The organism is Actinocrinis sp. (assembly GCF_035605935.1).
In the GTDB taxonomy this organism is placed as follows: domain Bacteria; phylum Actinomycetota; class Actinomycetes; order Streptomycetales; family Catenulisporaceae; genus Actinocrinis.
In genome coordinates this window covers 1-21,320 of record NZ_DATNGK010000233.1, presented here as the reverse complement: position 1 = coordinate 21,320, position 21,320 = coordinate 1, and the positions used below count along the sequence as shown (strand labels likewise).

The following is a 21,320-nucleotide window of genomic DNA, read 5'->3' as shown; positions in this document are numbered from 1 at the left end:
CTGCGTCAAGGTCAAGCCCGCTTTTCCGCGCCGCTCGCACGGGCTGCGAGCAGCCATGAGGCACAGGCCCTAGGCCGCGCCGCTACGCCTCCAGGTTCTGCTTCAGCTTGTCCAGCGCGCCGACCTCGGCCCGCATCTGCTTGGTGATCTGGCCGGCCATCAGCCGCGCCATGCCCTTCGGCTCAAGGTCGAGGCTAAAGGTGACGGTCGTGCGGTCCGGTCCGTCCTCGGCCAGGGCGAAGCGGCCGGCCGGGCGCGCCGGTCCGGCGATCACCTGGAACTCGTAGCGGTTCGGCGGCTGATAGGCGGTGATGCGGTAGTCGCCGCGCATCTTCATCCCGCCGGGGCCGCGCAGCACCTGGCGGATCGTCGCGCCCTCCCCACCCTCCGGCGAGACGCGCTTGATCTCGACGATGCCCGAGCGCCAGGCGGGGTCGTTCTCCTCGTCGGAGAGGTAAGCGAAGACCTGCCCGATCGGCCGGTCCACGGTGACGGTGTGCTCCTCGTGTGGCATGGCGGTTCCCTTCTTCTTCATCGGCTGGAACCCAGCCGGTGCGTCCAGCGGGCCAGTTGGTCGAGCATGGCCACGGCGCTGTTGTCGAGCACCTCGTTGGCCGTGAACCGGTGGTCGGCGGTCATCCGCTCGGCGATCAGCGGGATGTTGACCTGGATCGGCATCGGGATCATGCCGAGTACCGAGACGACCTGGATCAGCATCTCGACCGCGCGGGTGCCGGCCGCGATGCCGCCGTAGCTGACGAAGCCGACCGGTTTGTCAGTCCACTCATGGTTGAGATAGTCGATCGCGTTCTTGGTCGCCGCGTTGTAGCCGTGGTTGTATTCGGGCACGACGAAGACGTACGCGTCCCCGGCGCTGATCCGCCGGCTCCACGCCTTGGTATGTTCGTGCTCGTATTCGGCGAATCTGGGGTGCCTCGGCTCGTCGAGCAGCGGCAGGTTCACCTCGGCGAGGTCGATCAGCTCGGCCTCGAAGCCGGCGTGCTTGGCCGCGTGCTCGTGAAACCAGTCGGCGACCGGCTTTCCGACCCGGCCGGGGCGGGTGCTGCCGACGATGATCTGCAACGTGGGCTTCGCCATAACTCAACGCTATGCCAAGGCGCGAACGCCGTCACCCGGGTGGCGTCCGGCGGATGAACCGGTATCCGCGAGGATCCGTTCCCGTTGCGTCACGCACAGCGCGAACCGGTTCGGGCACGCCACCCATTCGTCAGCGGATCACCGCCAACGACAGCGTCTTCTGTCCAAGGAGAGCACTCATGGCACGACGACGAACGCTGCACCCTGCCCAACTCGCCGCCACTGTACTCACCGGCACCGCTCTCACGTTCGCGGCCAGCATGGCTCCCGCGTCCGCGCGCACCACCCCGGTCGACACGAACATCACCCAGATCGCGTCCACCGTCCCAGCCAATGGCGATGTCAACCCGTACGGCGTGGCCGTAGTCCCCGAATCAGCCGGCGCCCTGCACGAGGGCAACGTGCTGGTCAGCAACTTCAACGCGGCCTCGAACCTGCAAGGCACCGGCACCACCATCGTGCAGGTCTGGCCGAACGGCCACGTCAGCACCTTCGCCACGATCAACGCGGCGCACCTGCCAGGAGCCTGCCCCGGCGGCATCGGCCTGACCACCGCCCTGGTGGCGCTGCGGTCCGGCTGGGTCATCGTCGGCTCGCTGCCGACCGCCGACGGCAGCGGCGCCACCGCGCAAGCCGGCTGCCTGCTGGTGCTCGACTCGCACGGCGCCGTACGCGAGACGCTGTCCGGGCACGGCATCAACGGTCCGTGGGACATGACCGCGCTCGACTTCGGCTCTTTCGCAGAGCTCTTCGTCAGCAACGTGCTCAACGGCACCGTGGCGGCGAACGGCGCGACCGTGCAGCGTGGCACCGTGCTGCGGCTCGGGCTGGCGATCCCGGCCGGTCACGCGCCGCGGCTGGTCTCGCACACCGTCATCGGGTCCGGATTCGGCGAGCGCACGGACCCGGCCGCGCTGGTGGTCGGGCCGACCGGCGTCGGTCTGGCCGCCAACGGCACCCTTTACGTCGCGGACAGCGTCGGCAACCGGATCGCCGCGATCCCGAACGCGCCGTGGCGTGCGGACAGCGCGGGCACCGGACGGACCGTCACCCGGGGCGGCGCGCTCAACACGCCACTCGGGCTCGCGGTCGCGAACAGCGGCGACATCCTGACCGTGAACGCCGGCGACGGTTTCCTGGTGGCCACGACGCCATCCGGCAACCAGGTGCAGACCGTGCAGCTTGACTCCTCCGGCGACCCGGCCGGCGCCGGGGCGCTATTCGGCCTCGCCACAGTTCACAACGACGACGTCTACTTCGTGGACGACGCGGCGAACACGCTCAACCTGCTGCACTGACCCATCTGATCGGCACAGCGTATTGGCACATGAACGGCGCATGATAGGGCGCCGCGGGGCATGGTCGCGCCTCGCGGCGCCGCCGCGTTCGATAGGCACCGTGCAGCGCGACACTGACTCTTTAGCGCGGCACGGTGTAATGCGACACCGTGCGGCATCGTCAATGCGCCGCGGTCGCGGCGGTCACCGAGCCGCGGCCACGGCCACCGAGATCACCGCGTCCGCAGGCCGTCGAGCGCGATGTCCAGCACCCGCTCCATCTGGCCCTCTTCGGTGAACGTGGCCATCGTGATGCCGCTAACCATCCGCACCACCTCTTCGAAGGTCACGTCTTTGCGCACTACGCCCGAATCCTGAGCCCGCGTCAACAGCGGCTCCCCGTCGCCGAACAGCGCCTGACGGCATTGGCCGAATACCGCCGTCGGCGCGCCCACAGCTGCGGTCAGCTGTTCGGCGAGCGCCCGCTTGGTGCCCACATAACCGACGTACCGGTGCAGCCACGCCACCAGCGCATCCCACGGCGCCAAAACCTCGGCGAGTTCGCGTGCGCTGCGGCACAGCTCCTCGACCTGCTCGACATAGATGCCCTCAAGCAGCGCCGGCCGGTTCGGGAAGTGCCGGTAGAGCGTCCCGATGCCGACGTGCGCGCGCCTGGCGATCTCCTCGAGGGTGACCGCGGAGTTCTCCGCGAACGCGTCCCGCGCCACCGCGAGCAGCTTCTCGTAGTTGCGTCGTGCATCGGCGCGCTGCGGACGTCGCCCGGGGACGATCGTCACCGCCCCGGCATCCGCGCTGGTCATGGCCCAGTTCCCCTTTCCGGCTTGCTAAGTGGAGGCATCCTCCATATAGTTCTGGAGGGCGCCTCCACTTTACCACTCGTCGAGCTCCCATCGAAAGGCTCGCCGTATCATGCCATCTCCGTCTTCTTTGTTAACCCGTCCTCAGGCCCGGCATTCCATAAGCCGGGCCGCGGACCTCGCGACTGGACGCAGCACTCCTTCGCCGCTGGTCATGGCGATCATCCTGACCAGCCAGCTGATGATCGTGCTCGACGCCTCGGTCGTGATCACCTCGCTGCCCAAGATCCACGACGCCTTCGGCTTCTCGCCGACCGGCCTGTCCTGGGTGCAGAACGCCTACACCCTCACTTTCGGCGGCCTGCTGCTGTTCGGCGCGCGGGTCGGCGACATCCTCGGGCGCCGCCGCGTCTACCTCGGCGGCATCGCCCTGTTCACGCTGGCCTCACTGCTCGGCGGGCTCGCCCCGAACGGTCCGTGGCTGCTGACGACGCGCGCCATTCAGGGCCTGGCCGCGGCGATCGCCGCGCCGTCCACCCTCGCGCTGCTGATGATGAGTTTCCAGACTGCGCGTGAGCGGATGCGCGCCATCTCCCTCTATGCCGCCGCGTCGAGCGGGGGCGCCAGCGTCGGCCTAGTGGTGGGCGGCCTGCTCACCGACCTGGCCTCGTGGCGCTGGGGCTTGTTCATCAACGTGCCGATCGGTATCGCGCTGGTACTGCTCGCCCCGCGCTACCTGCCGGAGACCGAGCGCAACCCTGGCCGGTTCGACGTGCTTGGCGCGCTGAGCTCCACGCTCGGCATGACCGCGCTGGTCTACGGCTTCGTGCGGGCCGGTTCGGACGGCTGGTCCGACCACACCACGCTCGCCTCCTTCGCCGCGGCCGTGTTCCTGTTGGCCGGGTTCGTGCTCGTGGAACTGCGGGCGCAGCAGCCGATCATGCCGTTGCGCCTGTTCGCCAGCCGCGAGCGCACCGGGGCGTATGTCGCCCGGCTGTTCACCGTCGGCGGTATGTTCGCGTTCTTCTTCTTCCAGACCCAGTTCCTGCAGAACGTGCGCGACTACAGCGCGCTGAAGGCCGGATTCGCGTTCCTGCCGATGACCGCGGTGCTGTTCGCCACCTCACGGCTGGTGCCGAAGGTCGCCGGCGCGGTGAGCAGCGGCAGGCTGCTGATCACGGGCCTCTCCATCGCGCTGATCGCGATGGCCTGGACCTGCCGGCTCTCCGCGGACACCCAGTACTTCCCGCGGGTCGCGCTGCCGATGATGCTGCTCGGCCTCGGCATGGGCATCGCGTTCATCCCGTTGACCTCTTCCGGCATCGCCGGGGTCGACCCGAAGGACAGCGGCGCGGCCTCGGGCCTGGTCAACGCGTTCCACCAGGTCGGCGGGTCGCTGGGGCTCGGGGTGCTGGTCACCGTGTTCGGCACCGCCTCCCGCACCGCTGCTGCGCACCAGGTCGCGGGCGTGCCCGCCGCGATCGCCGCGAAGCAGCACCTGGCGCACGCGATCTCCGCGGCGCTCACCGGCTCGGTCGTTTTCCTCGCGGTCGCCTTGCTGATCGTGCTCGCTACCGCGCCCGGCGTGCTGCGTAAGCCGCGGCGCACCGAACTCGCCGACAGCGCGACGACGGTGACGAGTGGCGCGGTGGCCAGCGCCGAATAACGCGGACCAGAAGACAACCAGATAGATCCAGACAGATCAGCTCAGCAACACCGCCCGATGGAGCGTCCCGACGACGCGGCGCCATCGCGGCGGTGTCGCCGTTTGCGAGACTGATTCGCGACCGCGCGCAACCGAGTGCACTGCCGCCCGCGTATCATCATCGACGGCCGACCGGCCGTTCACCCATCTCGACCGGCCCCTTCGGGAGGGACCTCTCATGCTCATCCCACGCGTGGCCGCGAGGCGTGCGGCGAGTCCCGCCGGGGAGAGTGTCGAGCAGTCCCGCGAGCCGGAATCGGCCGAATCCGCCAGGCAAACGCCCGAGACGGCGGCGCCCGACACCGCGTCGAACGGAGCGATCCCACGCGGATCAGGATTCGACGGCCAGGCGCAACGCTGGCGTGACCTGCACATCCCGCACTCCGCGAAGCTCATGCTCGGGCTGTGCGCCATCGCCTTCGGCGCCCTGCTCTTCGCCACCCGGAACCTGGACTTCTACTACGACGAATGGTCGTTCCTGGAGTCCGCGCACGGCTGGACCCTGCGCTCGTATTTCGTGCCGCACAACGAGCACTGGTCCACGATTCCGATGCTCATCTACAAGACGCTGCTCCTGCTCCACGGCGCGCACAGTTACATGCCGTTCATGGCAGCCCTGCTGCTGATGCACGTGAGCGCGGCCTTCCTGCTCTTCCTGGTGGTGCGGCGGCGCTGCGGCGACCTGCTCGGGCTCATCGCGGGCACGATCCAGCTGTTCCTCGGCCGCGGCGCGGAAGACATCATCTGGGCGTTCCAAATCGGCTTCCTCGGCTCGGTGGTCTTCGGCCTGCTCGCGCTGCACCTGCTCGGCAAGCGCCCCGCCGCGAACCGGCCGCGGGCGGCGGCCGGATCAGCGGCCCTGCTGCTGGCCCTCATGTCCTCCGGGATCGGCCTGTTCTTCCTGATCGCGGTGGGCGTGGACCTGGCGCTCGACCGCGAGCGCCGCAGGCTGATGTGGACACTGATCGTGCCGTCGGTGGCGTACGTGTGGTGGTACCTCACCTTCGGGCGGCAGGGCACCGCGTCGGATCATTCGATCTTCACCATCGCCACGCTGCGGGGCCTAATCGGTTACACACCCACCGGAGTCGGCACATCCGCCGCTGGGGTCTTCGCACTCTCCTCGCTTTGGGCACCGATCGCGTTCGCCGGGCTCACCGCGACCGCCGTGCTGTTGTGGTATCGCAAGCACCTGGACTGCGGCCTTGCCATTCCGGCGGCGGTCGGGATCGTGCTCCAGTTCACCCTGACCGGCCTGGTGCGCGCTCAGTACGGCACGGTGCAGGCGACGGCGTCGCGGTACGTGTACATCGGCGCGGTCTTCGTACTGCTGATCCTGACCGAGTCGCTGCGTGACATGCAGTGGCGCGGACTGTGGCGCACGGCGGCGCCAGTTACGGCTGCCGCGGTGATCGTCGTCGGCGGGGGCGCGGTGCTCATCCAAAAAGAGCACGCGCACACGAAGATGCTCACGACGCAGAAGTACGAGCTGGAAATCACCTGGCTGTTTCGCGGCGCCCCGGCGCTGAGCCGGGACGCCGTGCTCGACCGCCAACTGCTGCCCGTGGTCACGCCCGCGCTCTACTACGACGTGAGGGATCGCTACGGCAGCCCGCTTCCGACCATCACCATGGCGAAGCTGGCCGAGCTGCCCTCGCGCATCGTCAACACCGAAATGCGGGTGCTGATGCCACTGGCCGTGTCCGCGTTCGGGGCCTCGAACAAGGCGGTCATCGTCGCGCCGCCCGGCTGCCCCATGACCGTCGCCGCCGGCGGATACCAGGACGTGACCGTAGCCGATGGCTCAACCGTCTCGATCGAGGCGCTCGGCACGAACGCGACCAGCCAACTCGTGCTCAACTCGTGGTATGTGGGCAACGAGCCTGATGGTGCGGATCAGCACGTGAGCGCTTGGACCCGGCACGGCCTGCGCGTCAAGTTCCCGGACACCGGGCGGCAGCTCAGCTGGCACTTCCGCGTTCAGGTGGCGGCTGGCAGCCCGGTGGCGCTGTGTCTCGGTAATAACGGGAACGGATCAACCCTCTGATTGGCGTCAGCCGGCGACGACACGACGCCCCCGGCCCCGCCTAATGCGGTGAGCCGGGGGCGTCGGTTTCAGCGCCTCGCTACGGGTAGCTGACCACGTCGCTTGGGCCGCCGAACGATGAGTTGACGGCAGCGCCCGTGCCGTTGATCACCGATTGGATGCCGCCGGAGCCGTTGAGGAACACCGTCAGGATGTCGTGGAACTGCACGCCGAGCGCGTTCGGCGCCTGGAAAGCCATCGCGTTCTCGATGTCGGCGCCCTGGTTGAAGAACGAGTAGCTGCCCATCCCGTAGCCCTGGAAGCTGGTCACCCGGTTCGGGAGGTAGAAGGCCGGATAACCCTTCTGGGTCGCACTCGCCATCCACGAGGCCTGATCCGGCACCTCGTAGGGGTTCTCGTTCTGGAAGAAGATCACGGTGCCGCCCTGGCCGTTCCAGACTGTCTCGGTCTTCTGGAAGTGCTCGACCGCGAGGCCGTACGCGGTGACGTGGTCGCCGTTGACGATCAGCCCGGTGTCGCCCTGGTCACCCGTCCACGTGCCGGCCCCGGCGCCATGGTCCGCGCGCCAGATCCAGACGTCATCGATGATCGAGTTGTCGCTGTTGTCGACGAAGGCGTCCTTCACCGAGCCGGCCTGCTCGCCGCCGACCCGGAAGAACACGTCGTCCACGGTCACCGGGTCCGCTGAGTGGCTGAGCGGGAAGCCCTTCCAGCCGACGGTGAGCAGCGACGGCGACTTGACCGGTCCGGCGTCGAAGATCAGGCCGGAGAGGTTGACGCCGCCGACGCCGGAGACGTCCATGGTGACGTTACCGCTGGTCGGGATGAGGGTCGGGAAGCCAAGGCCGATGATCTTGGTGTTCGGCCAGAGCACGTGAATGGTGCGCGGGATGTTGTAGACGCCGGGGGTGAACAGCAGGTTGTCGCCGAGCGCGAGCGCGGTGTTGATCTGCGCGACCGTGCTGCTCGGGTTGACCACGTAGAAGGAGTTGAGCGAAAGCGAAGTCCCGGCGGTCTGCGTCGTCGCCGACCAGGTCGGCCCGTTCGAGCTGCGCTGAACGGAGGGCACGAAGACGCGGTACTTGCCCGCGGAATCAAGGTACAGATACGGCTCCTCCTGCGTCACCGGGCACGTGGCCAGCGTCGTGTAGGGCGCCGGGCCGCCGGAAAGGCCGGAGTTCGAGGCGAAGCTCTGCGCGGGCGCGCCGGAGTCGCCGCAGAACACCTGGTTCCACACTCCGTTGGTCCAGCCGTCCAGCGCGGAGTTTCGGGTGATGTATTGCTGCTGGGAGCCGTTGATCACGGTGCTGCCGGTGAATTGCGAGTCGGCGATGAAGCCGCCGCTGGCGTAGTCCGGGGAGCCGTCGCAGTAGTCCATCAGGCTTACCAGACCGTTGACATGTACCCGGCGCAGCGGTGCGGCCTGCGAGACGGCCCAGAACTCGGTGTTGCCCTTGCAGCCCGACTGGCCGGCCACGTTGATGGTCAGGTTGGAGACCGACCGCCAGAAGTTGTCCAGCGCCACACAGTTGTCCGGGGCGAAGCACTGGTTGTAGACGTCGATCGAGCCGTTGATCACGGTGTCGCCAGGGTTGATGCCGAGCCCTGCGACGCTGGTGTAGAAGCCGACCTGGAAGACCAGCGGATCAGCACTCGAACCATAGGTACCGGGAGAGAACAGCACCGCGTACCGCTGGCTGCCGAACTGGTTGGGGACCTGCTGGTTGGCGAGATTGTCCAGGGTCGCCTGGATCTGGGTCTGCGGCAGATCCGGGGTGAACACGATCACGTTCGGCCCGAGGCTGCCGCCGGTTTTCGGAAGGCCGGGGAGCCCGAAATCGTGGCCGGCAGTGCTCGGCGAAGCCGTATTGCGCCCGGCCGTGGCGGCGCTCGCGGCGCCGGCGGTTGCCGCACTGCCCGCGACGAGCGCCAGCGCGGCGACCACCACGGCCGCCGCGCGCCGCGGCCGCAAGCGCAGGTCCGGGCGCTGGCGGCTCGCGCCGGCCGGTTTCGCCATGCCGACGCGCCATCGAGATCTGATCATGTTCACAGCTCCGTAAACGATTCCGGTGACAAGCGTGCTGAACGGTACTACGTCAACGTGCAGCTCGGACCCCCCGAAAGTCCCGGATCGGCGCTTTGTCCAGCCAAAGGCGGAGAGCGCTCTCCATCGCGACAGTGAACACTCGCGTTACACGAGTGTCAAGAGGATGCGGAAGGCGCCCGGTCACCTAGATGGACCGGCCGCCGTGCGCCGCGCCGCGAAGGCGGCGAGTCTCGATCTGTCATCGCCCAGCGACAGAAAGGACAGGGCATGGCCGGGAAGTTCGAGCTCTACACGGATGCGAAGGGCAAGTTCCGCTTCCGCCTCAAGGCCGGCAACGGGGAGATCATCGCGGTCGGTGAGGCCTACGAGTCCAAGACCGCGGCGATGAGCGGCATCGAGTCGATCAGGCGCCACGCCGCGGAGGCGTCGGTCCAGGACATGACGGGCGCGCCGGCCAAGTCGACGCCGAGCCCGTCGCCCAAGCCGACACCCAAGCCCGCACCCAAGGCGAACAAGCCGGCCGCGGCGCCGACCGCGTCAGCGTCCGCGGAGCACATGGCCCACCACTAGCCGGTAGCGCTCCAGTAGGCAACCGGAGCCGGGTACGCCGAACACAATGCGGCGTACCCGGCTCCTTCGCGTTTCCTTTCAACCGTTTGGCGCGATGGACGTCTCTCTGTGTGACCGGATGACTCCGGTCGGGGGTTTCGGGTGGCGTGCGCGGATCGGCTTCGCCCCCGAAGACCGAAAGGGGAACGCGCCTTGAATCGACAATGGACACCTCTCTCGCGGCTCGCCGGCCTGGTCGTCGGCGTGGTGGCCGCGGCCGCACTCGGCGGCAGCGTGGCGGCGAGCGCCGCCACCGTCTCCGCCTCGCACACGGGAGCTCGGGTCGCCGCGTGCGCGACCTCGCAACTCAGGGTCTGGTACGGCGAACCCCCCAGCGGGACCGCCGGCAGCTTCTACCTCCCGGTGGAGTTCTCTGACATCGGCACCACGAGCTGCACGCTGTACGGCTTTCCCGGAGTCTCCGGCATCAAAGCCGGCGGCGCCCAGCTCGGCACTCCGGCGAGCTGGGACCACCGCATCACGCCCAGGACCGTACTGCTGACCCCGGGCAGCACCTCGCACGTCATACTGCAGATCGTGGATGTCGCAAATTACCCGGCGAACATCTGCGGGCCGACGCAGGCCTTCGGACTGCGTATCTACCCGCCGAACCAGAAGGCGTCCGTCGAGTTGCCATTCGCCTTCGAGGCCTGCGCCAAGAGCGGAGCGAACTACCTGCGCGTGGACCCCGTCTCCGCCGGCGTCGGAATTCCCCTCTACACGAGCAACTGACCCAAGCCTGCCGCAGAAGAGCGGAGCCGGGCACGCCGAACGCAATGCGGCGTACCCGGCTCCGCGGTGTCTGACGGCACACAGGTCGGCCGCGCGTAAGTTTCGACGCCTGCCCTCCACTGGGCTGCGCGATGATCGCGATTCGTTCAGGACGCTTGACGATCAGCGCCAGCGGAACCAATCCTGCCGTTTTGGCCGGGCACCACCGGCTGAGCAGTATTCCCCACTCGTCGGAGGGCACCGTCGATGACCATCGCAGGGCGCACAGATGCTGCGCGAACACAAAAACCTCGAGCCCGCCGCGGCGTGCTCGCCGCGGCCGTGCTTCCGTTAGCAGCCACGGCCGCGCTCGCGGCAGCGTCTGTCCAGGCGAGCGCGGTGACACCGCACGCGGCGGGTGCGGTGGGCGCCGCGAGCGTGAGCGTCAACGCCGGGCAGTCGCTGGCGACGGTGCCCGCGACCGGGATCGGCACCAACGGCTCGGTCTATGACTCGAAGCTGGTCGACGCCGCCGTGCCCGGTCTGATGAAGAACGCCGGGATCGGCTTGATCCGCTTCCCAGGTGGTACCTCGTCGGACACGTACAACTGGAAGACCAACACCGACGTGCTCTCCGGCCAGGCGCAGTCGGTGAACTTCGACCAGTACGCCACGCTGCTGAGCCAGAGCGGCGCGCAGGGCATGATCACCGTCAACTACGGCACCGGCGACACCATGGGCGCGTCGCAGAGCCCTGCCGAAACCGGCGCGCAGGAGGCCGCGGACTGGGTGCGCTACGCCAACGTCACGCACCATTACGGCATCAAGTACTGGGAAATCGGCAACGAGATCTACGGCAACGGCACCTACGGCGGCACCGGCTGGGAACCGGACAAGCACTGCACCTCCGCCACCAGCCCGACCAACTGCGGTCCCGCGGTTTACGCGCAGAACGCCAAGGCCTACATCAGTGCCATGAAGGCGGTCGACCCGAGCATCGTGATCGGCGTCGTGCTGACCGCGCCGGGCAACTGGCCGGACGGGGTGACCAACAGTGGCAGCCCGCAGACCTGGAACCAGACCGTGCTCTCCGCGCTGGGCAACCAGATCGGCTTCGCCGACGTGCACTGGTACCCGCAGAACCCCAGCACGGTAACTCCGCCGGGGCCGACCGACTCCGGACTGCTGGGCGACGCGTCGCAGATCCCGACGATGGTCTCCAGCCTGCGCTCCTCGCTAAGCCAGTACAGCGGTAGCGCCAATGTGCCGATCATGATCACCGAGACCAACTCGGTGTCTTCGAACCCTGGCAAGCAAACGCTGAGCATCGTCAATGCCCTGTATCTGGAGCAGGACTACCTCGGCTGGCTGCAAAGCGGCGTGGCGAGCGTGGACTGGTGGCAGATCCACAACGGCATCGTGACCACCGGCGACAACGGCTCCTCCCTCTATGGCAGCGCGACTTACGGCGACTACGGCGTACTGGCGGACGGCAGTTGCGGCACCCTCAACGGCGCGCAGGTCTGCGAACCGGCGGCCGACACCCCGTTCCCCGCCTACTACGGCATGCAGCTGCTGAGCCAGTTCATCCACCCCGGCGACACCCTGGTCTCGGCGAGTTCCAGCCAGTCGCTGGTCAAGTCGTACGCGGTCAAGGCCGCGGACGGCTCGATGCGAGTGCTGCTGGTCAACACCGACCCGGCCAACAGCTACAACGTCGCGCTGAGCTACGCCGGCTTCACCCCGGCATCCGGCGCACCCAGCGTGGCCACTCTCGCACCTCCCGGCACGTCGATCATCACCGCGGCCAGCGGTAGCGCCGCCTCGCAGAGCATCGCGCCGTACAGCGCCGCCGTCATCTCCCTCAAGCCCGGCACGAGCGTGACCCCGCCCACGACGCCCGGCACACCGACGGCTTCGGGCATCACGTCCACCTCGGTCAACCTGAGCTGGACCGCGTCGACCAGTAGCGCGGGCATCGCAGGGTACGACGTGGTGAGCGTCAACGGCGCAACCGAGACCGTCCTCGCCTCGCCGACCACGAACGCGGCGACAATCAGTGGCCTGACTCCCTCGACCAGCTACACCTTCGCCGTCTACGCGAAGGACACCGCGGGCAACCGATCCGCGCGCTCCGGCACCCTCGCCGTGACCACGAGCGGGTCCACCTCGTCCGGCGGATGCAAGGTCACCTACGCGCCGAACTCCTGGGGCGGCGGCTTCACCGCGAACGTGACCGTCGCGAACACCGGCACGAGCGCGTGGACCGGCTGGACGGTCACCTGGACCTGGCCAGGCGACCAGAAGGTGACCAACGCCTGGAATGCGACGGTGAGCCAGAGCGGCACCAAGGTCACGGCGACCAACGTCAGCTACAACGGCTCCGTACCGGCCAGTGGCTCGGCCTCGTTCGGCTTCCAAGGAACCTGGTCCAGCAGCAACGCCTCACCGACCGCGTTCGCCGTCAACGGCAACGCTTGCACGGTCGGCTGACCGCAGCAGGCTGACAGGTAGGTGAACTCTGCGGGGCCGGCGCGTACGTTGCGCCGGCCCCGCGCCGCTGCCACCCCGCCGCTAACACTTGTAGCGCGGACCGCTCGCGCTCACCGCGGACCAGTGGGATGGTGGACCGGTGCCACTTCATGAGGGACACCAAGGCGATCGCCGTCTATCCGTCAATCCGCTGTTCTCGGAGGCCGACCCGCTCGGCGCCCTCGAGATCGCGCCGCCGGCGCACCGGCTGCCCGACGGTCCGATGCCGCCTTCGATGGCATACCGGCTCGTGCACGACGAGCTGATGCTCGACGGAAACGCCCGGCTCAACCTGGCCACCTTCGTGACCACCTGGATGGAGCCGCAAGCCACGGCGCTGATGGCGGAGTGCGCCGAGAAGAACATGATCGACAAGGACGAGTATCCGCAGACCGCCGAACTCGAACGCCGCTGTGTGGCGATCCTGGCGGATCTGTGGAACGCCCCCGATCCGCAGGCCGCGGTCGGCTGCTCCACCACCGGTTCGAGCGAAGCGTGCATGCTCGGTGGCCTCGCCCTCAAGCGCCGCTGGATGCGCAATCCGCGCAACGCCGACCGGTACGCCAGCGGCCAGGCTCGCCCGAACCTGGTCATGGGCATCAACGTGCAGGTCTGCTGGGAGAAGTTCTGCAACTTCTGGGAGATCGAGGCGCGGCTGGTCCCGATGGAGGGCGAGCGTTACCACCTCGACGGCGAGACCGCGGCGGCGATGTGCGACGAGAACACCATCGGCGTGGTCGCGGTGCTCGGCTCGACGATGGACGGCAGCTACGAGCCGGTGCCGGAGATCTGCGCGGCGCTGGACGCGTTGCAGGAGCGCACCGGCCTCGACATCCCGGTCCACGTCGACGGCGCCTCGGGAGCCATGGTCGCGCCGTTCCTCGACCCGGAGCTGACCTGGGACTTCAGGCAGCCGCGGGTCGCCTCGATCAACACCTCCGGCCACAAGTACGGCCTCGTATATCCCGGTGTCGGCTGGGCGCTGTGGCGGGACAAGGAGGCGCTGCCCGAGGAGCTGGTGTTCAAGGTCAACTACCTCGGCGGCGACATGCCGACCTTCGCCCTCAACTTCTCCCGGCCCGGGGCCGAGGTGGTGGCGCAGTATTACAACTTCCTGCGGCTGGGCTGGGACGGCTATCGCGCAGTGCAGCAGGCGGCTCGCAACGTGGCCGAACACATCGCGGACGGCATCGAGGCGAGCGGGGCGTTCCGGCTGCTGACCCGCGGCGACCAGTTGCCGGTCTTCGCGTTCACGACCCGGGACGAGGTGAAGGCGTTCGACGTCTTCGATGTCTCACGGCGGCTGCGCGAGCGCGGCTGGCAGGTGCCGGCGTACACATTCCCGGCGAACCGCGAGGACCTGGCGGTCATCCGAGTGGTGTGCCGCAACGGATTCTCCAAGGACTTGGCAGACCTCTTACTCGCGGACCTCAACCGCCTGCTGCCCGAACTCCACCGGCAGCCGGGACCGATGAGCGAGCACGGCGTGGAGAACCGCACCGCCTTCCACCACTGAGCCTGACACTGACGCCGGCACTGAAAGCGGCACTGACGCTGACGCCGACGCGCTGACCGGCGGTATCTCTGGCGTCGATTCAACGGGTTCACGTGCCGAATTCGCGCGTCTCTAACGCGGCGCATACGGCCGGCTAGGCAGCAGTCCGCACGGCGTCTACCAGGCGTGGAGATTCGACCCGGGGCCGTTAGAGCTTTGTGAGTGACCGAGGAAACCGGTTAATTCGGCGGTTCCATGGATCACGCGGCCCGGATGCGGGCCTGTGCGTGCGGCCGGGATCCGGCTCCGCGCACCGTCGATTACTCGTAGGAGCCCGAGATGGCCGACGTGGCCTTCGTCGTCCTGACGGTCGCGGTGTTCGCCGTGCTCGCCCTGATCGTCAAGGGGGTCGAGCGACTTGAGCGCTGAGAACATCATCGGCCTGGTCGTGTCCGTGCTGCTGACCGCGTACCTGGTCATCGCACTGGTGAAGCCGGAGAAATTCTGATGCCCGAGAACGAGCGAAGCGAGATCGACGGCTCAGAAACAAACACAGCGATGCCCGAGAACGAGCGAAGCGAGATCGACGGCACAGAAAGGGTGCTGTGACCATGTCAGTCGTTGCTGCCGGCTGGCTGCAAGCCGGACTCCTCGTGCTCGCCCTCGCGGTCTCGTACCGCCCGCTCGGCGACTACATCGCCCACATCCTCACCTCCCCCAAGCACTGGCGGATCGAGCGGTTCCTCTACCGGCTCATGGGCGTGGACGGCGACGCCGACCAGACCTGGCCGGTGTACGTGCGCTCGATGCTGGCGATCTCCGCGGTCGGCGTCCTGCTGCTCTACCTGATCCTGCGCGTCCAGGACCATCTGATGCTGGCGTTAGGCATGCCGGCGATGCAGGCGAACCTCGCCTACAACACTGCCGCCTCCTTCGTCACCAACACCAACTGGCAGAACTACTCGGGCGAGAACACCCTCGGCTACACCGCGCAGTTCGCCGGGCTCGCCGTGCAGAACTTCGTCTCGGCCGCGGTCGGCATCTGCCTGGTCGCCACGCTGATCCGCGGCTTCGTGCGCAGGCAGACCGACCGGGTGGGCAACTTCTGGGTGGATCTCACGCGGCTGAACCTGCGGCTGCTGCTGCCCTTCGCGTTCGTCGTCGCGATCATCATGGTCGCCTCCGGAATCCCGCAGGAGCTGTCAAACCACGTACACACCCTCACCACGGTCACCGGCGGCCAGCAGAGCCTCTACACCGGCGCGACCGCGTCTCAGGAAGCGATCAAGGAGATCGGGACCAATGGCGGCGGGATCTACAACGCCAACTCCGCGCACCCGCTGGAGAATCCGAACGGCTGGACCAACTGGCTGGAGATCTACAGCCTGCTGGTCATCTCCTTCTCGCTGCCGCGTACCTTCGGCAAGATGGTCGGCTCGCCAAAGCAGGGCTATGCGATCGTCTCGGTGATGGCGGCGCTCTGGGCCGCTTCCGCCGCGCTGATCACCTGGTTCGAGGCGCGCGGCTGGGGCAACGCGGTCGCGGCGGCCAAGGGCGCGATGGAGGGCAAGGAAGTGCGCTTCGGCATTCCCGGATCCAGCCTCTTCACCGCCTCCACCACGCTGACCTCGACCGGCGCGGTCAACAACATGCACGACTCGCTGACCCCGTTCGGCGGCGGCATGGCCCTGTTCGACATGATGATGGGCGAGATCGCCCCGGGCGGCACCGGATCAGGGCTCTACGGCATGCTGATCCTGGCCATCGTCACCGTGTTCATCGCGGGTCTGATGGTCGGGCGCACGCCGGAGTATCTGGGCAAGAAGATCCGCCCGGCCGAGATGAAGTACGCGGCGCTCTACATCCTGGCCACCCCAGCCGTCGCGCTGATCGCCACCGGCATCGCGATCGCGCTGCCCGGCGAGCGGGCCTCGATGAACAACTCCGGACCGCACGGCCTGACCGAGATCCTCTATGCCTTCACCTCGATGGCCAACAACAACGGATCCGCCTTCGCCGGCCTGAACGGCAACACGGCCTTCTTCAACATCACCGGATCCGTCGTGATGCTGCTCGGCCGGTTCCTGCCGATGATCTTCGTCGGCGCGCTGGCCGGCTCGCTCGCGAAGCAGAAACTCACCCCGGCCTGCGCCGGAACGCTCGAGACGCACAAGCCGCTCTTCGTCGGCATGCTGCTCGGCGTGGTGCTGATCGTCGTCGGTTTGACCTACTTCCCGGCGCTTGCGCTGGGCCCGTTCGCAGAAGGACTGAAGTAACAGATGGCGACGATAACGCCCACTCAGGCGCCCTCAGCGCCCGGACCCCAGGCCCCCGCGCCACAGGAGCAGCGCCGCATCGCCGGCGGCTTTCTCGACCCCAAGCTGCTGTGGATCTCGCTGCCGGACGCGCTGCGCAAGCTGGATCCGCGCGTACAGCTGAAGAATCCGGTCATGTTCGTGGTCGAAGTCGGATCGGCGCTGACCACGTACGGCGCGATCGCGCATCCCTCGGTCTTCGCCTGGTCGATCACCGCGTGGCTCTGGCTGACCGTGCTGTTCGCGAACCTGGCCGAGGCGGTCGCCGAGGGCCGGGGCAAGGCGCAGGCCGCGACGCTGCGCAAGACCAAGACGCACACCGTCGCCCGACGCCTGACCTCCTGGGAGCCGGGGAGCACTGGCCCTGAGACGGAAGTCGCCGGCACCGAACTGAAGCTCGGCGACTACGTCGTCGTCGAGGCCGGGCAGATCATCCCCGGCGACGGGGACGTGGTCGAGGGCGTGGCCTCGGTGGACGAGTCGGCGATCACCGGTGAATCAGCCCCCGTCATCCGCGAGTCCGGCGGAGACCGATCTGCCGTCACCGGCGGCACTCGCGTGCTGTCCGACCGGATCGTGGTGCGCATCACCACCAAGCCCGGCGAGACCTTCATCGACCGGATGATCGCGCTGGTGGAGGGTGCGGCGCGGCAGAAGACGCCGAACGAGATCGCGCTCAACATCCTGCTGGCCTCACTGACCATCGTGTTCCTGCTCGCCGTCGTGACACTGCAGCCGATGGCGTTCTACTCAGGCGCCCCGCAGTCGCTGGTCATCCTGGTCGCCCTCGTGGTCGCGCTGATCCCGACCACGATCGGCGCGCTGCTCTCGGCGATCGGCATCGCGGGCATGGACCGCCTCGTACAGCGCAATGTGCTGGCCATGTCCGGTCGCGCGGTCGAAGCCGCCGGAGACGTCAACACTCTGCTGCTGGACAAGACCGGCACCATCACCCTCGGCAATCGGCAGGCCAGTGAGTTCGTGCCCGTACCCGGGGTCGACCTCGCGACGCTCGCCGACGCCGCGCAGCTCTCCTCCCTCGCCGACGAGACGCCCGAGGGCCGCTCAATCGTCGTGCTGGCCAAGGAGGAGTACCAACTGCGCGGCCGCGAGGTGCACGACGCAACCTTCGTGGAGTTCACCGCGCAGACCCGGATGTCAGGCATCGACTTGCCGGCGCTGGACGGACAGAGCGGCGCGAGCATCCGCAAGGGCGCGGCGAGCGCGGTCATGAAGTGGGTGCGCGAAAACGGCGGCCACCCCGCGGACGGGGTCGGCCAGATCGTGGACGCGATCTCCGGCTCCGGCGGCACTCCCCTGGTCGTCGCGCAGTTACACGACGGCCAAGCGCGGGTCCTCGGCGTGATTCACCTCAAGGACATCGTCAAAGCCGGCATCAGGGAACGCTTCGCCGAGTTGCGCACGATGGGCATCAAGACCGTCATGATCACCGGCGACAATCCGTTGACCGCTAAGGCGATCGCGGACGAAGCAGGGGTCGATGACTTCCTCGCCGAGGCCACTGCGGAAGACAAGATGGCCCTGATCAAAAAGGAGCAGGAGGGCGGAAAGCTGGTCGCGATGACCGGCGACGGCACCAACGACGCCCCGGCGCTCGCGCAGGCCGACGTCGGCGTGGCGATGAATACCGGCACCTCGGCCGCGAAGGAGGCCGGGAACATGGTGGACCTGGATTCCAACCCGACCAAGCTGATCGAGATCGTGGAGATCGGCAAGCAGCTGCTGATCACTCGGGGCGCACTGACCACCTTCTCCATCGCCAATGACGTGGCCAAGTACTTCGCGATGGTGCCGGCCATGTTCGCGGGGGTCTTTCCCGGCCTGGGAAAACTCAACATCCTGCATCTGCACAGCCCGCAGTCCGCGATCACCTCGGCCATCGTCTTCAATGCCCTGATCATCGTGGCACTGATTCCGCTGGCGCTGCGCGGAGTGCGCTACACCCCCTCCTCTTCCAGCGCGCTGCTACGCCGCAATTTGTGGATCTACGGCTTCGGCGGCCTGGTGATCCCCTTCGTCGGCATCAAGCTGCTCGACCTGGTGATCCAGCTGCTCCCCGGAATGGGCAGGTAAGAGCATGAACCGTCTCCCCGGCGCCGTTCTGCGCCACCTCGCCGCGCTGCGCGCGCTGCTCGTTCTCACGGCCATCTGCGGCGTCGCCTATCCGCTGATCGTCACCGGCGTCGCGCAGGCCGCGTTCAAGAACCAGGCGGACGGCTCGCTGATCACGAACGGCAGGGGCCAAAGCGTGGGCTCGAAACTGCTCTGCCAGGAATTCGTCGACGGCGAGGGCAATCCACTGCCGCAATACTTCCAGCCGCGCCCATCCGACGCCGTGCCTTCCGGCGCGCAGAACGACTACGGCTGCGATCCCGCTCAATCCGCCGGAAGCAACCTCGGCCCCAACAGCGACAAGCTCGCCGCGAACATCGCGGCCAACCGGAAGACCATGTCAGTGTTCGACTCCGTCGGCGGCTATGTCGTCGCCCCCGGCGAAGTCGCCACCGACGCCGTCACCACCTCCGCCTCCGGCCTCGATCCCGAGATCACACCGCTCAACGCGCAGCAGCAGGAGCGCCGGATCGCCGCCACCCGCGGCGTCTCGCCCGCTCAGGTCGACGCCCTGGTGAAGCAGTACACCGAGGGCCGTGACCTCGGCTTCCTCGGCGAGAGCGGCGTCAACGTCCTGGAGCTGAACCTGGCTCTCGACGCCGAATACCCCTACTCCCACTAGCCGAGGAGAGCGGGCGCGTGCGCGGCAAGCTGCGGATCTACCTCGGGTCAGCACCCGGAGTCGGCAAGACGTACAAGATGCTCGAAGAAGCGCATCGCCGGATCGAGCGCGGCGCCGACGTCATCGTCGCGCTGGTTGAGACGCACGGACGGCCGCACACCTCCGCGTTGGCCGAGGGGCTGCCGGTGATCGCGCCGCTGCTGCGCGGCTATCGCGGCCGCGAGTTGCGCGAAATGGACCTCGACGCGGTACTGGCCCGCAAGCCACAGGTCGCGCTCGTCGACGAACTCGCGCACACCAACGTTCCCGGCGGCCGCCACGCCAAGCGGTGGCAGGACGTGCAGGAGTTACTGGACGCCGGGATCGAGGTGATAGCTACTCTCAACGTTCAGCACCTTGAGTCACTTAACGATGTCGTGCGGCGGATCACCGGGGTTCCGCAGCGCGAGACGGTGCCGGACGAGGTGGTGCGCTCCGCCGACCAGATCGAGCTGGTGGACATGTCCCCGGAGTCGCTGCGTCGGCGCCTCGCGCACGGCAACGTGTACGCCGCGCAGAAAGTCGATGCCGCGCTCGGCAACTACTTCCGCGTCGGGAATCTCACGGCTCTGCGAGAGTTGGCGCTGCTGTGGGTAGCCGATCGTGTCGACGAGGGCTTACAGCAGTATCGCGAGGACCATCGGATCGGCGCGGTCTGGGAGGCGCGCGAGCGGGTCGTGGTGGCGCTGCCCGGTGACGACGCCGGTGAGCTGCTGATCCGGCGCGCGGCCCGCATCGCGTCGCGTTCCTCGAAAAGCGGCGGCACCGGCGCCGAACTGATGGCTGTGCACATTGCCCGCTCCGACGGACTGTCCGCGGACATCAGCCAGGCGGCCCTCGAAGCGCAGCGTCATCTCGTCGAATCACTCGGCGGTACCTACCATCCGATCGTCGGCGATGACGTGCCGCGTGCGCTGCTGGAGTTCGCCCGCGCCCAGAACGCCACCCAGCTGGTGCTCGGCACATCCCGGCGCAGCCGAGTCAATCGCTTCCTGACCGGGCGCGGCATCGGCGAGACGACGATCCGGCTTTCCGGAGACATCGACGTGCACATGGTCACGCACGAGGAGCCGAAGACCTCGCGGCGGCGCGCGCGTTGGCTGCCGCCCAATCCGCTGCGTGAAGCGAGCTGGGGCGACGGCCGCTGGCGCGGTCACCTGGCGGCGCTCGTCGTGCCGCCACTGCTCACTCTCGCACTGACGACCGTACGCCACGGCGTGAACCTCACCAGCCAGGTGCTCATCTTCCTGGTCGCCACCGTGGCCATCGCGCGGCTCGGCGGCCTGCTTTCCGCGCTGATCGCGGCGCTGTGGGGCTCGATGCTGCTCAACTACTACTTCATCCCGCCGGTCCACTCGATCACCATCGCCGAGGCGAACAACGTCATCGCGCTGGTCGTGTTCGCCCTCGTCGCACTCACGGTCGCCTCGGTGGTCGACCTGGCCACCAAGCAGACCCGGCGCGCCGCCAACGCCGCCGCCGAGGCCGAGACCCTGAACGCGTTCGCGGTCGCGGTGCTGCGCGGCGACGAGACCATCAGCGCCCTGCTTCAACGGTTCCGGGAAACCTTCGGCATGGCCTCCGTCGCGCTGCTCCAACGTGTCGCCGAACACTCCTCGCCGCATCTTCCCGACGAGAACGACGACCCCAACCGCTGGACGCTGGTCGCCAGTACCGGCGCCGATCTCGCGCTGTGTCCCGCGCAGGCGGACACCGTCGTCGAAGCTGGCGCGGACGCGGTGATCGTGCTGCGCGGGCGAACCCTCCCGGCCGACGACCAGCGCGTGCTGACCGCCTTCGCGGCGCAGGCCACCGCGGCACTGGAACGCCGCCGCCTCGCCCGCAGCGCCGCCGAGGCGGAGAGCCTGGCCG

The 21,320-nt window shown here is 68.0% G+C and carries 16 protein-coding genes and 1 pseudogene; 13 read left to right on the top strand and 4 right to left on the bottom strand.

Translation table 11 applies throughout. The features are described from left to right. Positions 1-82 precede the first annotated feature (82 nt). On the bottom strand, positions 83-514 hold the full coding sequence (locus VN779_RS18735; protein WP_325725090.1) for an SRPBCC family protein: 432 nt from the start codon (positions 512-514) through the stop codon (positions 83-85). A gap of 17 nt (positions 515-531) precedes the next feature. Next, positions 532-1,098: an NAD(P)H-dependent oxidoreductase gene (locus VN779_RS18730; protein ID WP_325725088.1), complete on the bottom strand. Its 567-nt coding sequence runs from the start codon at positions 1,096-1,098 to the stop codon at positions 532-534. Between the two features lie 179 nt (positions 1,099-1,277). Here VN779_RS18730 and VN779_RS18725 point away from each other — a divergent pair, with 179 nt between their 5' ends. Then, positions 1,278-2,396, top strand: a complete 1,119-nt coding sequence (locus VN779_RS18725; protein ID WP_325725086.1) for a hypothetical protein — start codon at positions 1,278-1,280, stop codon at positions 2,394-2,396. A gap of 212 nt (positions 2,397-2,608) precedes the next feature. Here VN779_RS18725 and VN779_RS18720 read toward each other — a convergent pair whose 3' ends face one another. Further along, positions 2,609-3,196 (bottom strand): helix-turn-helix domain-containing protein, encoded by a 588-nt coding sequence (locus tag VN779_RS18720; protein WP_325725084.1) that lies wholly within the window; start codon positions 3,194-3,196, stop codon positions 2,609-2,611. A gap of 211 nt (positions 3,197-3,407) precedes the next feature. Between VN779_RS18720 and VN779_RS18715 the strand changes: the two genes are divergently transcribed. Further along, on the top strand, positions 3,408-4,859 hold the full coding sequence (locus VN779_RS18715; RefSeq protein WP_325725081.1) for an MFS transporter: 1,452 nt from the start codon (positions 3,408-3,410) through the stop codon (positions 4,857-4,859). A 217-nt stretch (positions 4,860-5,076) separates the two neighbouring features. Then, positions 5,077-6,945, top strand: a complete 1,869-nt coding sequence (locus VN779_RS18710) for a hypothetical protein (protein WP_325725080.1) — start codon at positions 5,077-5,079, stop codon at positions 6,943-6,945. A gap of 79 nt (positions 6,946-7,024) precedes the next feature. On the opposite strand, the gene VN779_RS18705 is transcribed toward VN779_RS18710, so the two are convergent. After that, positions 7,025-8,989: a hypothetical protein gene (locus VN779_RS18705; RefSeq protein ID WP_325725078.1), complete on the bottom strand. Its 1,965-nt coding sequence runs from the start codon at positions 8,987-8,989 to the stop codon at positions 7,025-7,027. Positions 8,990-9,259: 270 nt separating this feature from the next. Between VN779_RS18705 and VN779_RS26525 the strand changes: the two are divergent. From VN779_RS26525 to VN779_RS18660, 10 genes and pseudogenes are all read left to right on the top strand, one after another. Beyond that, positions 9,260-9,433: pseudogene (locus VN779_RS26525) on the top strand (YegP family protein); the annotation flags it as partial. 321 nt (positions 9,434-9,754) lie between these two features. Next, a complete protein-coding gene (locus tag VN779_RS18695; protein WP_325725076.1) occupies positions 9,755-10,333 on the top strand; it encodes a DUF4232 domain-containing protein in 579 nt (192 codons plus the stop codon). Between the two features lie 378 nt (positions 10,334-10,711). After that, complete coding sequence (locus tag VN779_RS18690; protein ID WP_325725074.1) at positions 10,712-12,805, top strand: cellulose binding domain-containing protein; 2,094 nt, start codon at positions 10,712-10,714, stop codon at positions 12,803-12,805. A gap of 139 nt (positions 12,806-12,944) precedes the next feature. Then, entirely contained in the window at positions 12,945-14,360 is a 1,416-nt protein-coding gene (locus VN779_RS18685; RefSeq protein WP_325725073.1) for a glutamate decarboxylase, read from the top strand. Between the two features lie 318 nt (positions 14,361-14,678). Then, the gene (locus VN779_RS26520; RefSeq protein WP_349260848.1) at positions 14,679-14,768 is read left to right on the top strand and encodes a potassium-transporting ATPase; all 90 of its coding nucleotides are present in this window, start codon (positions 14,679-14,681) and stop codon (positions 14,766-14,768) included. Next, positions 14,758-14,847: a K(+)-transporting ATPase subunit F gene (gene kdpF / locus VN779_RS18680; RefSeq protein WP_325725071.1), complete on the top strand. Its 90-nt coding sequence runs from the start codon at positions 14,758-14,760 to the stop codon at positions 14,845-14,847. Before VN779_RS26520 ends, kdpF begins: the two co-directional genes overlap by 11 nt. A gap of 103 nt (positions 14,848-14,950) precedes the next feature. Further along, positions 14,951-16,615 (top strand): potassium-transporting ATPase subunit KdpA, encoded by a 1,665-nt coding sequence (gene kdpA, locus VN779_RS18675; RefSeq protein WP_325725069.1) that lies wholly within the window; start codon positions 14,951-14,953, stop codon positions 16,613-16,615. 3 nt (positions 16,616-16,618) lie between these two features. After that, complete coding sequence (gene kdpB, locus VN779_RS18670; RefSeq protein WP_325725067.1) at positions 16,619-18,748, top strand: potassium-transporting ATPase subunit KdpB; 2,130 nt, start codon at positions 16,619-16,621, stop codon at positions 18,746-18,748. A gap of 4 nt (positions 18,749-18,752) precedes the next feature. Beyond that, positions 18,753-19,409, top strand: a complete 657-nt coding sequence (gene kdpC, locus VN779_RS18665) for a K(+)-transporting ATPase subunit C (RefSeq protein WP_325725065.1) — start codon at positions 18,753-18,755, stop codon at positions 19,407-19,409. Between the two features lie 77 nt (positions 19,410-19,486). After that, positions 19,487-21,320 (top strand): sensor histidine kinase (locus VN779_RS18660; protein WP_414639716.1); only part of this gene is annotated, 1,834 nt, incomplete at its 3' end.

Coding starts and splice junctions, on each gene's coding strand:
- VN779_RS18735 (WP_325725090.1), bottom strand. CDS start 514: ATGCCACACGAGGAGCACACCGTCACCGTGGACCGGCCGATCGGGCAG.
- VN779_RS18730 (WP_325725088.1), bottom strand. CDS start 1,098: ATGGCGAAGCCCACGTTGCAGATCATCGTCGGCAGCACCCGCCCCGGC.
- VN779_RS18725 (WP_325725086.1), top strand. CDS start 1,278: ATGGCACGACGACGAACGCTGCACCCTGCCCAACTCGCCGCCACTGTA.
- VN779_RS18720 (WP_325725084.1), bottom strand. CDS start 3,196: ATGACCAGCGCGGATGCCGGGGCGGTGACGATCGTCCCCGGGCGACGT.
- VN779_RS18715 (WP_325725081.1), top strand. CDS start 3,408: ATGGCGATCATCCTGACCAGCCAGCTGATGATCGTGCTCGACGCCTCG.
- VN779_RS18710 (WP_325725080.1), top strand. CDS start 5,077: ATGCTCATCCCACGCGTGGCCGCGAGGCGTGCGGCGAGTCCCGCCGGG.
- VN779_RS18705 (WP_325725078.1), bottom strand. CDS start 8,989: ATGATCAGATCTCGATGGCGCGTCGGCATGGCGAAACCGGCCGGCGCG.
- VN779_RS26520 (WP_349260848.1), top strand. CDS start 14,679: ATGGCCGACGTGGCCTTCGTCGTCCTGACGGTCGCGGTGTTCGCCGTG.
- kdpA (WP_325725069.1), top strand. CDS start 14,951: ATGTCAGTCGTTGCTGCCGGCTGGCTGCAAGCCGGACTCCTCGTGCTC.
- kdpB (WP_325725067.1), top strand. CDS start 16,619: ATGGCGACGATAACGCCCACTCAGGCGCCCTCAGCGCCCGGACCCCAG.
- kdpC (WP_325725065.1), top strand. CDS start 18,753: ATGAACCGTCTCCCCGGCGCCGTTCTGCGCCACCTCGCCGCGCTGCGC.